The sequence below is a fragment of the Verticiella sediminum genome, from assembly GCF_007558815.1.
In the GTDB taxonomy this organism is placed as follows: Bacteria; Pseudomonadota; Gammaproteobacteria; order Burkholderiales; family Burkholderiaceae_B; genus Verticiella; species Verticiella sediminum.
Genome location: NZ_VLTJ01000014.1, coordinates 1 through 16,577, shown reverse-complemented (window position 1 = coordinate 16,577; position 16,577 = coordinate 1). Strand labels below are relative to the sequence as shown.

The 16,577-nt window shown below is 62.1% G+C and carries 14 protein-coding genes, 2 tRNA genes and 1 pseudogene; 10 read left to right on the top strand and 7 right to left on the bottom strand.

The window, feature by feature from the left end; translation table 11 throughout:
* The first annotated feature begins 78 nt into the window (after positions 1-78).
* From FOZ76_RS08520 to FOZ76_RS08505, 4 genes and pseudogenes are all read left to right on the top strand, one after another.
* A complete protein-coding gene (locus FOZ76_RS08520; protein ID WP_143947724.1) occupies positions 79-960 on the top strand; it encodes a LysR family transcriptional regulator in 882 nt (293 codons plus the stop codon).
* Positions 961-1,314: 354 nt separating this feature from the next.
* Positions 1,315-1,388, top strand: a tRNA-Cys gene (locus tag FOZ76_RS08515).
* An 11-nt stretch (positions 1,389-1,399) separates the two neighbouring features.
* Positions 1,400-1,475 (top strand) — tRNA-Gly (locus tag FOZ76_RS08510).
* Between the two features lie 221 nt (positions 1,476-1,696).
* A pseudogene (locus FOZ76_RS08505) lies at positions 1,697-2,944 on the top strand (tyrosine-type recombinase/integrase); the annotation flags it as partial.
* A 242-nt stretch (positions 2,945-3,186) separates the two neighbouring features.
* On the opposite strand, the gene FOZ76_RS08500 reads toward FOZ76_RS08505, so the two are convergent.
* From FOZ76_RS08500 to FOZ76_RS08475, 6 genes are all read right to left on the bottom strand, one after another.
* A complete protein-coding gene (locus FOZ76_RS08500; RefSeq protein ID WP_143947722.1) occupies positions 3,187-4,077 on the bottom strand; it encodes a LysR family transcriptional regulator in 891 nt (296 codons plus the stop codon).
* A gap of 273 nt (positions 4,078-4,350) precedes the next feature.
* Entirely contained in the window at positions 4,351-5,367 is a 1,017-nt protein-coding gene (locus FOZ76_RS08495; RefSeq protein ID WP_143947721.1) for a zinc-dependent alcohol dehydrogenase family protein, read from the bottom strand.
* A 2-nt stretch (positions 5,368-5,369) separates the two neighbouring features.
* Positions 5,370-6,050: a carboxymuconolactone decarboxylase family protein gene (locus tag FOZ76_RS08490; RefSeq protein ID WP_211366146.1), complete on the bottom strand. Its 681-nt coding sequence runs from the start codon at positions 6,048-6,050 to the stop codon at positions 5,370-5,372.
* A 109-nt stretch (positions 6,051-6,159) separates the two neighbouring features.
* Positions 6,160-6,666, bottom strand: a complete 507-nt coding sequence (locus FOZ76_RS08485; protein WP_143947719.1) for a (R)-mandelonitrile lyase — start codon at positions 6,664-6,666, stop codon at positions 6,160-6,162.
* A 309-nt stretch (positions 6,667-6,975) separates the two neighbouring features.
* On the bottom strand, positions 6,976-7,869 hold the full coding sequence (locus tag FOZ76_RS08480; protein WP_143947718.1) for a LysR family transcriptional regulator: 894 nt from the start codon (positions 7,867-7,869) through the stop codon (positions 6,976-6,978).
* 16 nt (positions 7,870-7,885) lie between these two features.
* The gene (locus FOZ76_RS08475; RefSeq protein WP_143947717.1) at positions 7,886-8,779 is read right to left on the bottom strand and encodes a LysR family transcriptional regulator; all 894 of its coding nucleotides are present in this window, start codon (positions 8,777-8,779) and stop codon (positions 7,886-7,888) included.
* A 409-nt stretch (positions 8,780-9,188) separates the two neighbouring features.
* Between FOZ76_RS08475 and FOZ76_RS08470 the strand changes: the two genes are divergently transcribed.
* From FOZ76_RS08470 to FOZ76_RS08445, 6 genes are all read left to right on the top strand, one after another.
* The gene (locus FOZ76_RS08470) at positions 9,189-10,337 is read left to right on the top strand and encodes an aldo/keto reductase (RefSeq protein ID WP_143947716.1); all 1,149 of its coding nucleotides are present in this window, start codon (positions 9,189-9,191) and stop codon (positions 10,335-10,337) included.
* A gap of 53 nt (positions 10,338-10,390) precedes the next feature.
* Entirely contained in the window at positions 10,391-10,894 is a 504-nt protein-coding gene (locus FOZ76_RS08465) for a DUF2255 family protein (protein ID WP_246129365.1), read from the top strand.
* Between the two features lie 10 nt (positions 10,895-10,904).
* Complete coding sequence (locus tag FOZ76_RS08460; RefSeq protein ID WP_143947715.1) at positions 10,905-11,927, top strand: alpha/beta hydrolase; 1,023 nt, start codon at positions 10,905-10,907, stop codon at positions 11,925-11,927.
* 26 nt (positions 11,928-11,953) lie between these two features.
* Positions 11,954-13,024, top strand: a complete 1,071-nt coding sequence (locus tag FOZ76_RS08455; RefSeq protein ID WP_143947714.1) for a PQQ-dependent sugar dehydrogenase — start codon at positions 11,954-11,956, stop codon at positions 13,022-13,024.
* A gap of 1 nt (position 13,025) precedes the next feature.
* Positions 13,026-14,144, top strand: coding sequence for an amidohydrolase family protein (locus FOZ76_RS08450; RefSeq protein ID WP_143947713.1), 1,119 nt, complete (start codon positions 13,026-13,028; stop codon positions 14,142-14,144).
* 117 nt (positions 14,145-14,261) lie between these two features.
* On the top strand, positions 14,262-15,026 hold the full coding sequence (locus tag FOZ76_RS08445) for an SDR family NAD(P)-dependent oxidoreductase (RefSeq protein WP_143947712.1): 765 nt from the start codon (positions 14,262-14,264) through the stop codon (positions 15,024-15,026).
* A 119-nt stretch (positions 15,027-15,145) separates the two neighbouring features.
* Here the strand turns inward: FOZ76_RS08445 and FOZ76_RS08440 are convergent, their stop codons facing one another.
* The gene (locus FOZ76_RS08440) at positions 15,146-16,009 is read right to left on the bottom strand and encodes a phage integrase N-terminal domain-containing protein (RefSeq protein WP_143947711.1); all 864 of its coding nucleotides are present in this window, start codon (positions 16,007-16,009) and stop codon (positions 15,146-15,148) included.
* Positions 16,010-16,577: the final 568 nt, after the last annotated feature.

Below are 16,577 nucleotides of genomic sequence, written 5' to 3'. Positions count from 1 at the left end.
GGCCGATGACCTTCATTGTCTAATTCATAATAATCAGATTACGATAAATATTATTCATAAATAACCCACCGCCGGCCCATGGAACTGCGAGACCTCAAGTACTTCGAGCAAGTAGCCCGCCTCGGGCACTTCGGTCGCGCCGCCGAGGCCGTGCACCGTACGCAACCCGCCGTCAGCAAGAGCGTTCAACGCCTGGAAGCGGAGTTCGGCACAGCGCTCTTCGCCCGGGAGGACGGCCGGCTGGCCCTGACCGCTGCGGGGCAGGCACTCATGCGGCATGCACAGGACATCCTGAAGAGCCTGGACGCCACCCGGCGCGACGTCACCGCCGTCGCCTCCGGCGTGGCCGGCCATGTGAGACTGGGCGTATCGGCCACCGCGGCGGAATTCCTCCTGCCCGTGCTGACCGAACGGCTGTTGCCGGCCTATCCCGACATCACCATCGAGATAGAGCTCGGCATGAACGACTACCTTGCCGGCGCATTGACTCGACGTGAACTGGACCTGGTGCTGGCGCCCTACACCCAGACGGCCGAAGCCTGCGATTTCGCGCAGATCGCCATCGACCATGTGGTCGTGGTCGCAAGCCGCGAGCACCCCCTCTTTCGCCAACCCGCCATCGCCATGCAGGATCTGCAGGCATACCGCTGGGTGCTGCCGTCCAAGTCGGGCGCGACGCGCAAATGGCTCGAACAGGCCTTCGAACGGCGCGGCCTGAAGCGGCCCGTGGCGCAGATCGAGTCCAATGCCATCTCGCTCATTCCCCGGCTCATCTCGAGCACCACGCTCCTCAGCTTCATCACCCGGCGCAACCTGCACATGGAACAACTGGCCAAGAGCGTGCGCGAAATCGAGATGCCCGAAACCACCATGACCCGCGAATTCGGCGTGTTGTACCGCTCGGAGCGATATATCGCTCCTGCCGTCAGCTCCGTGCTGCACATCATGCTGGGCAAGTGATCGTTTCGCGCCTGTACATTCGCCGACCGGCGCATGCTGAGGACTGGCGTTGGACGCAGCAGCCCGCACAGGCGCTCGATGCCTGCACGGCGCCCTGCTCTGCCGCCCGAACATGATGCGAAACCTGCCCACCCGGCCTGGCCGGCTGTCGCCGGGCGGCAGTTGCAGGGCCCTGAAAACATGTCTATAATCTTGTTCGTCGCTGCTCAGGGCAGCACCGGAAACCGTCGAAAACGTGGCCGGGTGCGCAGCACTCTCCTGGTTTTCGATCGAGTTTTCCAGAAGGAAGTTGAATTACCTGCTTCCTTTTAAGTGCGTTCTTTTCGAGTGCGCGTGTCGATAGACATGCCTGCCGGCGCAATGGCAGAGTGGTTATGCACCGGACTGCAAATCCGTTGACGTCGGTTCGATTCCGGCTTGCGCCTCCAGAACGTAACATGCGGGAATAGCTCAGTTGGTAGAGCGCAACCTTGCCAAGGTTGAGGTCGCGAGTTCGAGACTCGTTTCCCGCTCCAATTCTTACGCTGCAGACATCCATCAACGTCTGCAGCGCCTTGATTCCACAGGGTTTTCTCCTTGTGGAGCATCCAGCAAGTTCTGCTGAAATCCACTGCCAACCACGCCGGACTAGTACATAAATCAGTACATGGAATCCGGGTGCGCGACAGTGCGCATTGTTTGCTGAGTCGCCTCTGACAAGCGCGGTACACCTCCCTCACCAGAAGGAGATGCACCCATGGCACTCACCGACGCAGTCGTCCGACAGGCGAAAATCACTGACAATAACTATACCCTCAGCGATACCGGCGGCCTGCTGCTGTTCGTCAGTGGCAAAGGCGCAAAGAAGTGGCACTTCCGCTTCTCGTGGCATGGCAGGCAGCAGCGTATCGCCCTGGGCGCCTATCCCGATTTGTCCCTCAAGCAGGCACGCGAGCAGCGTGATGATCTGCGTGCGCAGATCGCCCAGGGCATCGACCCGCGTATCCATCGCCTGCAAACCAAGGCGGCGGCGCTGGCGGCGCCTTCACACACCTTTGCCGCTGTGTTCAAGAACTGGCGGGACTTCAAGGCACTCAGCCTAAAGAGCGGTCGCCAGAGCACGCTGTCGCAGATCGACCGTATCTTCCCCAAGGATGTACTGCCTTGGCTGGGCCAGATGTCCATCTTCGACGTGGACAATCCCCACCTTCTCGACGTACTGCGCCGCATCGAGCGCCGCAAGGCTTTCACCACCGCCGAAAAAGTCCGGGGCTGGCTCAATCAGCTATTCCGCTACGCCATGGTCGAGACAGGCCTGCGCTACAACCCGGCCAGCGATCTGGATATCGTGGCTGCCCCGAAGCCGCCGGTTTCGCACAATCCGTTTCTACGCATGGAAGAGCTGCCGGCGTTCCTGCAGGCGCTGCGTGCCTATGGCGGCCAGGAAACCACCAAGCTGGGCCTGCGCCTATTGCTGGTGACTGGCGTTCGTACCGGCGAACTCCGGCTGGCGGTGCCGGAGCAGTTCGACCTGGAGCGAGGCTTGTGGATTATTCCGCCCGTCATCGTCAAGCAGTTGCAGGTGAAGCTGCGCAGGGAAGGAAAAACGATTCCGCCCTATATCGTGCCGTTGCCGCAACAGGCCATCACCATCGTGCGGCACCTGCTGCAGGAGCACGCCCGGCGTCCAGCGCAGCGCTATCTGCTGCCCCATCGTAGCGACCTCAAGGAACGTATCAGCGAAAACACACTGAATGGTGCGTTGCATCGCATGGGCTACGCCGATCGGTTGACCGGTCATGGCATCCGCGCCACCTTATCCACGGCACTCAACGAACTGGGTTATCGCAAGGAGTGGATCGAGGTGCAACTGTCGCATGCCGATCCTAACCAAGTCCGAGCGGCGTACAACCATGCGGCCTATGTGGAACAGCGCCGGATGATGATGCAGGACTGGGCAGACCGGCTCGATCGCTGGGAGCAGGGAGAGCCAGCCGGAACATCGACCTCGCCGCCTCTGTCACCCGACAGCATGGAAGCCGTTGAAGCCTATCTCAAGGCGCTGGTGCAGGGGCAGTTAACGAGTCCGATGCCGCGTCCACGCTTGCCATCAGCCCCCGCTAAGAGACGCTGTGACCAGCTCAAGCTGGTACGAGTGCAGGCTGTGAGCGATCCTCCTTTTCCCTTTTCCAGATAAGGCCATTGACCCTTGCAGCCCTTCCCTTGATACCTTTTGGCATTTGGCAGTCATTCGTCTCGCTGGGTGCGCAGACGAGCAATGAACTGTTCCATCAGGATCCACAAGGTCCCATTATCGGACCGCAGCAAGTAGGTGGTAAGGATCGCCGATTCGATTGCCAAAGGCCGGAACACGACGTCGGGATGGCGACAGATCGCTGCTTGTGCTGCGGTGGTGAAACCAATGCCATAGCCTGCACCTACCAGTGTCAACACCATGCCCAGCGAAGCAACACGCTCAACGATGGTCGGCTCGTGCTCCAGTGAGCGTAGCAGCCTGCCCAGCTCCCGGCAGTAGCCCTTACATACCTGCGGGTCGCACAGCACCAGCGGATGAGAAGCGAGTTCGTGAAGCGGCACCTCTTTGTGGACGAGAAGTTGGTGCCGGGCAGGTACTGCCAGCACCAATGGGTCTTGCCAGATCGGTTCCGCAACAATCCCATCGCCGACATCTGCGGTGTGAGCAAACCCGATCGTGAAGTCGCCTGCCCGCAATCCGCGCAACTGTTCAGTCAACGAGACTTCTGACAGGTGTATCTCGATCTCGGGCGCCTCTGCGCGGCAACGGGCCAGAAAAGCCGACAACCGAGGATCGATCGCCCCGTCCGAGACGGCGATGCGGATGCTCCCTCGCAAGCCAGAGCCGACGGCCTTAGCATTTTCTCGCGCCTGCTCCAGAACGGCGAACAGCCTGCGAACGTCCTGCAAGAACGTCGCGCCTGCTGCCGTCAGCACGGTTCCTCGGCGGTTCCGATCGAAAAGCAGCACACCCAGTTCTTCCTCAAGCTCTTTGATGGCTCGCGACAGAGGCGGCTGTTCAATATGCAAGCGCTCAGCAGCGCGTGTGAAATGCAACTCCTCGGCCAGAACGACAAAACAGCGAAGATGTCGCAATTCCACAGGTGAGCCTCCTTGAGTAAGAACGTCCTTTTATGCGGTTGTTTCGCAGGCTTACGCCCTATCTACCACCGGCCCCCCAGGAAATCTCATGACTCGACCAGCGTGCAATTAATCAGGTCTTAGCCATCGCCCGCTCAATGCCTGGTGCGCAAGCCAAACGGGGCGACCCCTGAATGGCTGGCACGGTGTGCGCAGAGCCCCTCGTTGAGGCTCTTCTAGCTATCTCATGAAGCAGCAACGCCTGAAACGTGTCTGCTCCATGTTCGCTGGGCATCAAGGAATCAGCAAGGTCTTGATCGCACGACGTTCGTCCATCGCCCGATAGCCCTCCGCTACCTGATCCAGCGGTAGCGTCAGATCAAACACCTTGCCAGGGTTAATCTTTCCCTGCCAAACCAGGTCAATCAACTTGGGGAGGAATTGACGCACCGGTGCAGGACCGCCATGGAGATGAACGTGTTCAAAAAACAGTTCTTCGCCGCTGAGCTCGACACCGTGCGGAACGCCGACGTAACCCACATACCCCCCTTGGCGAGCGCAGTGGATCGCTTGCATCATGGATTCCTGGGTGCCAACACACTCCAGAACAGAGTCGGCACCGAGGCCGTTGGTCATTTCCATGATGCGCGCCACGCCATCTTCTCCGCGCTCGGTCACGATGTCTGTCGCACCGAACTCCAGAGCGAGCTTTTGCCGGGAGGGATGACGACTCATTGCGATGATCCGTTCGGCACCCATCTGCTTGGCAGAGAGCACACCGAGCAGCCCGACCGCGCCGTCACCAACGACAACGGCTGTCACCCCTCGCTGGACATTGGCAGCCACAGCGGCAAACCAGCCTGTGCCCAACACATCGGATGCGGTCAGCAGACTCGGAATCAATTCTCCCGAGGGGATGCCCGGCGTGGCCACCAATGTGCCGTCGGCGAGGGGGACGCGCAGTAGCGGTGCTTGAGCACCGCCGACAAACTCAGCCTGCTGGCAGGACGACTGATAGCCATGCTGGCATACCGGGCAGGCATTGTCTGAGGCGAAGAACGAGCCGATAACGAACTGGCCCGGCTTGACGTGGCGCACTTCGCTGCCGACTTCTTCCACCACGCCACAGTACTCATGTCCCATCGGCATGGGTTCGGTGATGGTCTGGATGCCACGGTACGGCCACAAGTCCGATCCGCACACGCAGGCAGCGGCAATACGCACGATGGCGTCAGTGGGCTTGAGAATCTGCGGGTCGGGACGATCCTCGAAGCGGATGTCGCGCGGCCCGTAGAGCATGGTGGCTTGCATAGTCATTCGGCTCCCGACGTGGTAGCCAGATGCCGCTCCAGCGCCTCGCGTGCGCGCCGGGCGTGTTCGGCATCCACGCGGTCGGCCAACACCTGGGCGAGCTGGCGCAACTGGCTGGCCGTGAGGCCCGTGTTCATGCTCATGCTCATGTGCGACTGCAACTGCGACTCGGCGCCCGCCAATGTCGACAGCATGCCCACCGTGGCCAGCTCGCGGCTTTGCCAGTCCAGATTGTCGCGCTCGAAGATGGCACCGAACAGATGGACCTTGAGGTATTCGTCAATAGCAGGCGCGAAGTCGAACAACGGACCTTGGACCGGCCCGCCCACCAGTCTGGTCTGGTTTGCTGTACCAGCGGCCAGTAGTGCATCACCCTTCGGGATAGCGCGGCTGGGCTCTTGGCCTGGCGCATCCTGGATGCCGCTCTGCTTGCGCGCCTCCAGCACATTAATGAGTTCGCCCAGTGCATTGAGGCTACGCGGAAATCCGGCGTAAGCGTAGAGTTGCACCAGGATTTCCTGCGCGTCACTCACAGTCAGGCCGGCATCCAGCCCTTGGTTCAGGGCTGCGTTCAGCTTCGCCATGTCGCCCGCGGCAGCGAAGGCCGCGATGGGGATGATGGCCTGCTGTCGGGCAGTGAGCGTTTCGGAAACACTGGGTATGGTGGCTTGTGTACGGTTCATTCCTTGGGACTCCCGCACATCCGCACTGGCATAGCTTAGGGACGCCGACAGACTCAGGCCCAGGGCGACCACGGCCAAGGTACTCGCCATTGGCCGCTTTTTTTCGTGCTTAGTGATCATGGTATTGCTCATCAGTGACTTTCTCCATCCAATCGACGTTCTTGTCATCCACGGTGCCGGTGACGGTCAGGTAGGTCACGGCGGTCTTGGGCGCGGCGCCGTGCCAGTGTTTAACCCCAGGAGGGCACCAAATCGCGTCGCCAGGACGAACGACCTGGACGGGCTGGCCCCACTCCTGAACAAGCCCGACACCCGAACTCACCACCAGCCTCTGTCCGTAGGGATGGGTATGCCACGCCGAGCGGGCACCGGGCTCGAAAGTGACCATCGCGCCAGCGGCGTTGATGTCCTCGTTGGCCGACCACAGCGGGTCGATCCGTGCCCGGCCGGTGAAAGTCTCGGTAGGACCGGAAATCGAGGGCTGACTGCCTGCAAGCACGATTTCTTGTTGGGCGGGCGCCGATGTGGCGCTATCGGCCTGGGGTGCGGCAGCAACGGCCGTGGCGGCCTGCAGCGCGGTTGCGGTCAGGAGAATTCTGAAAAATGGGATATGCATAAAAGGCTTTCCTGGTTGGGGAGGTTTGTCGGTAGCCGTTCAGCCGCTCTCGCAACACCAGCCGCATGGGCGGGTTCATCAATCCTGGCAGGCGATGTGCTGAGACCTTGTGGCGAGTCGCGCGCCGGGGACGCCTAAAACGGGGCGTTTGGGCAGCCGGGATTGACGAAAGGATGTCGCGAACGCTTGCTCTCTCAAAGCGTTCCTGTCAAATGTAGTTGAAGCGATCTCGCGCGACTAGACGATAGAAACTACATGCAGCTATAAATGCCACTCATGAATTGGAACGCTGCTCTGTCCTCGATCGCGCTAGCGCCGGTAGCGCAGTTCCTCGACGATCAGGGATAGTGCTGACGACGATTGACGCCGATTGGCGAAGAAAATGTGGAGACCAGGAAAAGTCGGGCACCAGTCCTTGAGCACGGCGCGAAGTCGGCCGCTTTTTATATGCGGGCGCGCCAGCTCTTCCGGCATGTATGCCAGGCCAAACCCTGCGAGAGCAGCCTCGACAACCGGATAGATGCAGTTGAATGTCCACGAACCGTCAACCCGCACCTGCAAGTTTCGTGTGCCCTTCTTGAGTTCCCAGGCGTACACGCCGCCGCGTACGGAGAAGCGCATATTGATGCACTCATGCTCGGTCAGGTCCGATGGGGTCTTGGGCAGAGGTCGTCCTTCCAGATAGGACGGTGCCCCAACGATCACCATGCGAATGTCCTTCGAAATCCGAACCGCCGTCATGTCCTTGGCGATCTGATCGCCGAAACGAACACCGGCGTCGAAGCGCTCCGCCACGATGTCGGTCAGTCCCGGCTCGATCGCGATCTCGATCTTGACGTCGGGATACTTCGGCTGGAGCTTGGAGAGCTTGGGCCAGAGGATCATGTTCGCCGCGAAATCAGAAGCGGTGATGCGCAGTGTCCCGGCGGGCTTGTCGCGAAGCTCCTCGAATGCAATCAGTTCCTCGGTGATCGCCTCGAATCGTGGGGCCACTCTTTGAATCAGGCGCTCGCCTGCCTCTGTCGGCGCCACACTGCGGGTCGTGCGGGTCAGCAAACGCAGCCCCAGCCGCATCTCTAAGGCACGAATGGTGTGGCTGAGCGCCGACTGGGAAACACCTAATTGGGCCGCCGCGCGGGTAAAGCTCCTTTCTCGCGCAACGGCGAGAAAGGAAAGGATGTCGCGAAAATTTTCACCAGACATGCCAAGTACTCCGCTGCTAAAACCTGTAGCGCAGGGCTTCGACCAGCAAGGTCATCGCGCGCGAAGGCTGGCGTCTATTGGGATAGTAGAGGTGGAATCCGGGCCATACCGGACACCAGTCTTCCAGCACCGAAACGAGTTGTCCCTTTGACACCAAGGGACGAACCATGTCTTCCGGCAGGTAGGCCAGCCCGAAGCCAGCCTTGGCCGCCTCGAAAATGTCATAGGCGTTATTGAAGGTGACCGCTCCATCCACCCGTGCATTCACGGTGCGCTTGCCCTTGGCGAACTCCCATTCGTAGAGGCCGCCATACGTGGACGTGCGCAGGTTGATACAAACGTGATCGGTGAGGTCGCGCGGTGTCTTGGGTGGCCGGCGCCCCGCGAAATAGGACTTCGATCCCACCACCATGTTACGGACGTCCGGGCCGATCCGCACTGAAATCATGTCCTGGGCCAGTTCCTGGCCGAACCGCACGCCGGCGTCGTAGCCGCGCGCAACGATATCGACGCTCTCGTACTCGTTGACTAGCTCGACCTTGATCTTGGGGTACTTCGGCAGGAACTTCGCCAGCTTAGGCCACAGCGTGCTTCGGATGGCGTAGTCGATGGCAGTGATGCGGATCGTTCCCATGGGTTCGTCCCGAAGCTCGCCGAGCGACTGGATTTCGGCCTCGATCTCATCGAACTCCGGCGCGAGACGATCCAGCAGCCGCTGGCCCGCCTCGGTAGGAGACACGCCTCGCGTGCTGCGCGTGAGAAGGCGAACGCCCAGCTTCTCCTCCAACGTCCGGATGGTGTAGCTCAGGGCGGGTTGTGTGACCCGAAGCTGGGCTGCCGCGCGCGTGAAGCTGCGAGCGCGCGCTACGGCGATGAAGGCCAGCAGGTCGCTGAAGTTGTCGCGCGACATTGATGAACTTCTTTTATAGGACGAGCTACATTTTACAGGCTTCGTCTGATCTTTGCTCGAAAACCGATCGTACTTCATCCCTCAATTCATGAGTGCAACTTATGGGGGTATGCGAATTCTGCCGTCTATTCAATGTCTGGCGCGCGACCTAAAGTTCAGTATCAGCCAAGGAAGGCAGACCTTCTGCCCGGAAGGCTAAGCCCTGCAAGCGAGTATTGAAGCGCCGCAGAAGCACCCGCCCCAGCCATCATGGGCCTCTCGCATGGGTTGCCCGATTGCATGATTCGGATGAGCGTCAGCATGGCGCTAAACGTCACGATCGGCCGAATTGGGAACGCCTGGTGCAGGCTGGATCGTCGCGTCGCTATACGACGCTTTTTGTCCCCTGAATAGTGAAGGAGCAGACCTGATGAACGAGCAAATTTCCTCCAGCCGACGCGACCTGCTGAAGGCAAGCGCAGCCGTATGTGCCACGCCTCTCATGATGGGAACGGCCGTCGCACAGCAAGCCACAACGACTTCATCGGGGAGCAATGCCATGGACCTGCCCAACATCACCAAGCAGCGAACCCTTGGTTCAGGCGACTTCCGCATGGAGGTGTCCGCCCTGGGCTTCGGCGTCATGGGCATGAACTACAACCGCGGCGTCCATCCCGACCGCAAAGCCATGATCGAGCTGCTGCATCAGGCAGCCGAGCGCGGCGTCACGCTGTTCGACACCGCGCAAATCTACGGTCCTCTGATCAATGAAGAATTGGCCGGTGAAGGGCTGTACCCGTTCCGGGGCAAGGTGAACATCACGACCAAGTTCGGGCACCGCATCGTTGACGGCAAGTACTTCGAGGGTGAGCTGGACAGTACGCCCCAGAACATTCGGCGTGTCGCGGAAGAATCGCTCAAGCGTCTGCGGGTCGAAACCATCGAACTGTTCTATCAGCACCGTCTCGATCCCGCTGTGCCGATCGAGGACGTCGCGGGCACCGTCAAGGATTTGATCCAGGAAGGCAAGGTCAGGCGCTTTGGGCTTTGCGAGGTCAATGCGCAAACTATCCGCCGAGCCCATGCCGTGCAGCCGGTGACCGCCGTGCAGAGCGAATACCACCTGATGTGGCGCGGCCAGGAAAAAGAGGTGTTTCCAGTGCTCCAGGAATTGGGGATCGGCTTCGTGCCCTACAGCCCGCTCAACCGAGGATTCCTTGGCGGCGGCATCACCGAATACACGCGCTTTGATTCCGGCAATGACAACCGCAACACGCTGCCGCGTTTCACGCCGGAAGCCATCCGGGCGAATCTGGCGGTGGTGGAAGTGCTCAACACGTTCGGCAGAACCCGGGGGCTCACCTCCGCGCAGGTGGCACTGGCCTGGATGATGGCGAAGGCCCCCTGGATCGTGCCGATTCCCGGCACCACCAAGCTGGCCCACCTGGACGAGAACCTGCGCACCGCCGAAGTGGCGCTGACCCCGGCGGAAGTGCAGGAACTGGAGACCGCCGTCTCCAAGATCCAGATCGTGGGCGATCGCTATCCGGCCTCGCAGCAGAAACAGGTCGAAAGCTGATGGTGAAAGGTGGCCGCGCATTTCCGCCCCTTCGCCAACCCGGAGCCACGAACATGATGATGAGCAGAAGGAGTCTTGTGGGATTCGGCGCCGCCGCAGTGCTGGTCGGCAGCGCGCTGCTGGCCGCTCCCCCGTCGAGCAAGGCCGCCACCGCACAGGCTTCAGGAGAATCACGAATGAATTGGTCAAGTGAAGAACTCAGCAAGATCGTCAAAGCCGACGATCTCCACATCGCGCCGTTCCGCGAGGATGGCGTGACCTATGGCACGCCCACGTGGATCTGGTGCGTGGCCGTCGATGGCGATCTCTACGTGCGCGCCTACAACGGGGTCAACTCTCGGTGGCATCAGGCTGCGATACGCGAGAAGGCGGGCCGAATCGTCGCAGCCGGCATGACAAGAGAGGTTTCCTTCGAGCCGGTCGCAGGACCGATCAACGACCGCATCGACGACGCCTACCGGACAAAGTATTCGGGAAGCCAGTATCTACAGCACATGATCGGCGAGCGCTCGCGCGCCGCGACGGTGAGGATCATTCCCCGCGACTCCAAACAGTGAAGGAATCGAAATGTCCATCTTGAAAAACTCATTGATGTCCGCCGCGATCCTGTTCGCGATGCCCACGTTTGCGCACGCCGCCGAACCCACCACCGTGGCGCAAGGCGTGAACGTGGTCGGCTCCCAGAAAGTCACGTTCAACAACGGCGGTATCCAGATGGCCGGCAATCTCTACTTGCCCGCCAACTACGACAGCAGCAAGATGTACCCGGCGATCGTTGTCGCGCACCCCTGGGGCGGCGTGAAGGAACAGACCTCCGGCCTGTACGCGCAGCAACTCGCGCGCAAGGGCTTCATCACGTTGGCCTACGACGCCTCACACTACGGCGAGAGCGGCGGCGAGCCGCGCGACCTGGAAGATCCGGCCGACCGCGTGCAGGACATCCGCAGCGCGGTGGGCTACCTGGCCAGCCTGCCGCAGGTCGATGCGACCCGCATCGGCGCGGTCGGCGTCTGCGCCGGCGGTGGCTACACGTTGCACGAGGCCCAGACCGATCTGCGCGTGAAGGCGGTGGCCAGCGTGGTTGCCTACGACATTGGGGATGCGACCCGCACCGGCATCCAGGGCCTCCCGGTCACGGCCGAGGATCGCCAGAAGCTGCTGCAGAGCGTGGACGAGCAACTGAACAAGGAAGCTGCAGGCGCGCCCGTGCTGGTGCAGCAATTGCTGCCGTCGCGCGATCAGGTGAATGCCAGTACCGACAACTTCACCCGCGAGGCGACCGAGTACTACCTGACGCCGCGCGGTGCGCATCCGAATGCCCGCAACCGCTTCGTCGTGACCAGCCCCGGCCTGCACATGGCGTACTACCCGCTGGAACACATGGAACTGATCTCGCCGCGGCCCGTGCTGCTGATCGCGGGCGAGCGCGCCGAGACGCGCAAGTTCAGCGAAGCGGCGTATGCCAAGGCCCAGCAGCCCAAGGAACTGATGATCATCCCCGGTGCCTCGCACTTCGACCTGTACGACAAGCCGCAGTACGTGACGCCTGCCGTGGACAAGATGGCCGAGTTCTTCGGCAAGCACCTGTGAACAACGAATGACAGGGAGTCACTGACATGAGGCCATTGGTCATCGCCCTGTGCATCCAGGCGCTGTCGGTGTGTGCCGCCCCAGCGGCTCTGGCGCAGGATGCGGCCGGCACCGTGCGCATCCAGGCCACCACGCCCGGCGACTGGTCGATGCAGGTGGTGAGCGAGGGCCTCGACTATCCCTGGGACATCGCGCGTGCCGGCGACCGGTTCGTGCTGACCGAGAAGGCCGGCAACATTGTCGTGATCGAGAACGGCCGGCAGCAGCGCTACCCGCTCCAGACCTCCGACCCCATCGTGGATGAAAGCGGCGCGGGCCTGCTCGGCGTGGCGCTGTCGCGCGATTTCGCGCAAAGTGGCATCGCCTACTTCTACCATTCGTACCGGGCCGATGCGGGCCTGACCAACAAGGTCATCCAGGCGCGGTTCGACGGCACCGCCTGGCGCGAAACCCGCGTGTTGCTGGCGGGCATCCCCGGCCACCGGCTCTACAACGGCGGGGCCATCGCCATCGGGCCAGATGGACACCTGTACGTGACTACCGGCTGGACGGCCAACCGCGAGCGGCCGCAGGACCGAAACAACCTGGCCGGCAAGGTGCTGCGCATGACGCTGGACGGCCGGGCACCGCAGGACAACCCCTTCCCGGGCTCGCTGGTCTATTCCTACGGCCATCGCAATCCGCAGGGCATCGCGTGGAATCCGGCCGGCGAGCTGTTCGTGGTCGAGCACGGCGAGTTCGGCCACGACGAGATCAACCGGATCAGGCCGGGCACGAACTACGGCTGGCCGCTGACCCAGGGCGCCGAGCGGCGCAGCGGCATGGAGCCGGCCTGGATCGAATCAGGCCGCCGCACCTGGGCGCCAGCAGGCGCCGCGTTCGCCGGCGACGAGCTGCTGGTTGCGGCCCTCGGTTCGCGCGAACTGCTGGTGGTGGACGACGAGACCAGGATGCTCAAGCCCGTGTTCAGCTCCGGCGACCGCATCCGAAGCGTGCTGCCGGTCGGGCGCGACCTCTACGTGATCACGACGAATCGGTCCCCAAGAGGGGAAGGCCCCTCGAAGGACCGATTGTTGCGACTGTCGCCGAGGCCATGACATGAATCGCCGAAATCTGCTCGCACTCGCGCTCGCCAGTCCCGTGGCCTTCTCCGTGGCACGCGCTCAAACGCTGTCGTCCGGCGACTACCGTCAGATGCAGGCGGGGCATGACGACCCCATCCTGGAGCCGGATCTCCCCATCATCGACGCGCACCACCACCTGTTCGATCGGCCCGGGCTGCGCTACATGATCGACGACTATCTGGCGGACACGCGCGCCGGCCATCGGGTTGTCGCTTCGGTGTACGTGGAGACCTTGGCTTTTGCGAGGACGGACGGCCCCGAAGTGCTGCGCCCGCTCGGCGAGATCGAATTCGCCAACGGCATCGGCGCGATGTGCGACAGCGGCCGCTACGGCTGCCGCGTCTGCGCCGCCATCGTGGGCCACGCCGACCTGCGGCTGGGCGACCAGGTGGCCGAACTGCTGGACCGGGCGATGGAGCGCGCACCGGACCGTTTCCGGGGTGTGCGCCAGGTCACCATCGAAGACCCGTCCGAGGCGCCATACCGCTTCATTCCGACCCGGCCGCCGAGCGGCGTGATGAAGAGCGCGGGCTTTCGCCCGGCCTTCGCCCACCTCGCCAGGCGCGGTCTGAGCTTCGACGCGGCGGTCTTCCATCACCAGTTGCCGGAGGTGATCGAGCTGGCGGATGCGTTCCCCAACACCACCATCGTGCTGAACCACTGCGGCCATGCGATGGCGATGGACCTGGACGCGCCGGCACGGGAACAAGTGTTTCGGGAGTACCGCCGGCTGATGACCGAGGCGGCCCGGCGCCCGAACATCCACTGCAAGGTGGGTGGCCTGGGCATGCCTTTCTGGGGCTTCCGGTTCGAGGAGCGCAAGGACCCCATCGGATACCGCGAGCTGGCGGTGGCCTGGCGCCCCTATGTGGAAACCACCATCGAGGCGTTCGGCGCCGACCGTTGCCTGATGGAAAGCAACTATCCGCCGGACGGTCGCTCCGCGGGCTTCGTGCCGCTGTGGAACGCACTGAAGTACATCGTCCGGTCGGCTTCGGCCGATGAGAAGGCTGCGCTGTTCCACGGCACAGCCGCGAAGGTTTATCGCATGCGCGTGCCCATTGCGCAGAGTGGAAAGGCATCAGGCACATAGGCCCAAGGGGCGTGACTCCCAGGAACAGCGCGATGTATTGCGCCCTGGAGCCGGGCCATTCCAATCCCATCGCCCCATCGTCATCCGAAACGCATATCCAACAGAGGTACTGACATCATGAACGTCTCTTTCGAAAATCAAGTGGCACTCGTCACCGGCGCAGCGTCGGGCATCGGCCTGGCGACCGCCAAGGCCTTCGCACAGGCTGGCGCTTCCGTTGCGCTGGCGGACGTGAACGGCGACGGCGCACGCGCCGCCGCCGACGAGCTGGTAGCGGCTGGATTCAAGGCCATTGGCATCCGCTGCGACGTGGCCGATCTGGGCGAAGTCGAAGCGATGGTCCAGGAAACCGTCTCCACCTTCGGCCGCCTGGACGTGGCATTCAACAATGCCGGCATCCAGAACGCCCTCGCGGAGACCGCCGACGCCACGGTCGAGGACTTCGACCGTGTGAACTCGGTCAACCTGCGCGGCATCTGGGCGTGCATGAAGTACGAACTGCAGCACATGCGCCAGCAAGGAAGCGGCGCCATCGTCAACTGCTCGTCGCTGGGTGGGCTGGTCGGCGGTGCCGAGCGTGGCACCTACCATGCCGCAAAGCACGGTGTTCTCGGGCTGACCAAGAGCGCGGCATTGGAATGCGCTACGCGCAACATCCGCGTCAATGCCGTGTGCCCCGGCCTGATCTGGACCCCGATGGCGGAACAGATGGCCGCCTCGGGCCAGAAGGAAGCCCTGGACGCCATGGTCGAGGGCATTCCCATGCGTCGGCACGGCCGCGCCGACGAGATTGCAGACGCCGTGCTGTGGCTGTGCAGTTCGGCTTCCAGCTACGTGACCGGCCAATCCATTTCGGTGGATGGCGGGCTCATCATGCGTTGATCGCATTCGGCCTGGTGACCGTGGCCTTCGGGCTCTCCATCATGGGTGGGTTCAGCAAAGGATGCTTCTTGATTACATCATCGAGTCGCGCAGGGCTTGAAGTTGGATCGAAAGAAGCCCTATCTTCCGAGATAGCCAGCAGTGATTTTCGGTCTTTCATGCCCTAACTCCCGGCTGATCGTCTGACGTGCATGGGCATCCAGCACACGTTGCGCAGAAGTCAATGTCTCGGCCATAGGCCCACCCGCTGCTGGCGCCTTCCAGCCAGTCAACGCTTCATATCGACTTTGCGCGTACTGATGCCGAAGGCCATGCATGCAGCTCAGCCCCGCCCTTTTGCACTGGCCATCGTAGACGTGTCGCTGCTGGATGAAACTCTTGTGTGCCGGGATCAATGACCCTGCTCCAGCCAGACGGTGTGCGGCCTGGAGCACTTCGCGCTGTTCGGGCGTGGTGACGGGTACGGTTCGAGCTTTCCCGCCTTTCGTCCATGGCCCTTTGAGGGCCAGATGATCGCCCCGGTCTGCGTAGCTCGGCTGGAACTTGATGGACTCTTCCCGGCGCAAACCAAACGCGGCCTGTAGTTGCAGGCTCATGCGTACATGGGCATCGGTGATCTGATCGAGCCCCGTTCCCAGCTCGCGGGCCTTGCTGATGTTGGTCACGTAACGGCGCTCGGCCACGCCAAGCTGCGTGTTGTCTGCCGGCAGGACGCCAGCCTTGCCGATCTTCTCGGCCCACCAGCGCATATGTGAGAGACGGTTCTTGATGGTGCCAGAAGACAAACCTTCGCCTTGCCAGCGATCCAGCAGGGCCTGGACGTGCTTGCCTTTGAGCGACGAGGCCCTCATCTGCCGGAATCCGGCCTCGCGTAATTGCCGGGCAACCAGCGTCAGCGAACGCATGCGGTCTGCCTGGGTGGTGTGGCTACCGTCACGGTTGCGGTGGCAAAGCTGCCGCAGGGTATAGGTCAGATCGTCCATCGTTTGCCTCATGACGATGCGTTGCGGGTGGGTGTTGCTGCTGCGTTGTCCTGAAAATCATTGGTTAGTGTTGGTGCCAACTCGCTAGACGAGATCCCGTGAGGGCAAGGGCATGGTGTTCAGGAGACACCAGGGCCTCGAATGAGGCATCCGTCTTGCTTCCTGCTGGAAGGCCGGACGGAGGAATTACAGGATGAAGGAGCGATAGGCGTGGATGAATCCTCCTTGTTGAAAGTGAGTGGGATGAAAACGCCCCCCTTGCGCACGGCACGCAGGCGGAAGTCACCGTGGGGGAGATGCGCCGCAGGCGCGGCATGGACGAGTGCGAACGGATGAAGATGGCTCTGTCCCATGGGTAGGGAGCGGCGTGCAAGTCGAGCCTGGGCGCGCCTGGGAGTGGTTCCGCCCTTGCGGGCCAACGCTTGCAGGAACCTGCGTCGTGGGGATGCCGGTGTACGAAGCCCACCGGCCTTGGCAACTGTCCGGTCAGTGTAGGGCGGGCATCATCATGTATGCCGCACACAATAGGAATCTGCGCTCGCCCGTATTGTTGCTGGGGTTCGTGGGG

Coding starts and splice junctions, on each gene's coding strand:
- FOZ76_RS08480 (WP_143947718.1), bottom strand. CDS start 7,869: ATGTCTGGTGAAAATTTTCGCGACATCCTTTCCTTTCTCGCCGTTGCG.
- FOZ76_RS08495 (WP_143947721.1), bottom strand. CDS start 5,367: ATGCAAGCCACCATGCTCTACGGGCCGCGCGACATCCGCTTCGAGGAT.
- FOZ76_RS08520 (WP_143947724.1), top strand. CDS start 79: ATGGAACTGCGAGACCTCAAGTACTTCGAGCAAGTAGCCCGCCTCGGG.
- FOZ76_RS08475 (WP_143947717.1), bottom strand. CDS start 8,779: ATGTCGCGCGACAACTTCAGCGACCTGCTGGCCTTCATCGCCGTAGCG.
- FOZ76_RS08485 (WP_143947719.1), bottom strand. CDS start 6,666: ATGCATATCCCATTTTTCAGAATTCTCCTGACCGCAACCGCGCTGCAG.
- FOZ76_RS08450 (WP_143947713.1), top strand. CDS start 13,026: ATGAATCGCCGAAATCTGCTCGCACTCGCGCTCGCCAGTCCCGTGGCC.
- FOZ76_RS08455 (WP_143947714.1), top strand. CDS start 11,954: ATGAGGCCATTGGTCATCGCCCTGTGCATCCAGGCGCTGTCGGTGTGT.
- FOZ76_RS08465 (WP_246129365.1), top strand. CDS start 10,391: ATGATGATGAGCAGAAGGAGTCTTGTGGGATTCGGCGCCGCCGCAGTG.
- FOZ76_RS08445 (WP_143947712.1), top strand. CDS start 14,262: ATGAACGTCTCTTTCGAAAATCAAGTGGCACTCGTCACCGGCGCAGCG.
- FOZ76_RS08460 (WP_143947715.1), top strand. CDS start 10,905: ATGTCCATCTTGAAAAACTCATTGATGTCCGCCGCGATCCTGTTCGCG.
- FOZ76_RS08470 (WP_143947716.1), top strand. CDS start 9,189: ATGAACGAGCAAATTTCCTCCAGCCGACGCGACCTGCTGAAGGCAAGC.
- FOZ76_RS08440 (WP_143947711.1), bottom strand. CDS start 16,009: ATGGACGATCTGACCTATACCCTGCGGCAGCTTTGCCACCGCAACCGT.
- FOZ76_RS08490 (WP_211366146.1), bottom strand. CDS start 6,050: ATGAACCGTACACAAGCCACCATACCCAGTGTTTCCGAAACGCTCACT.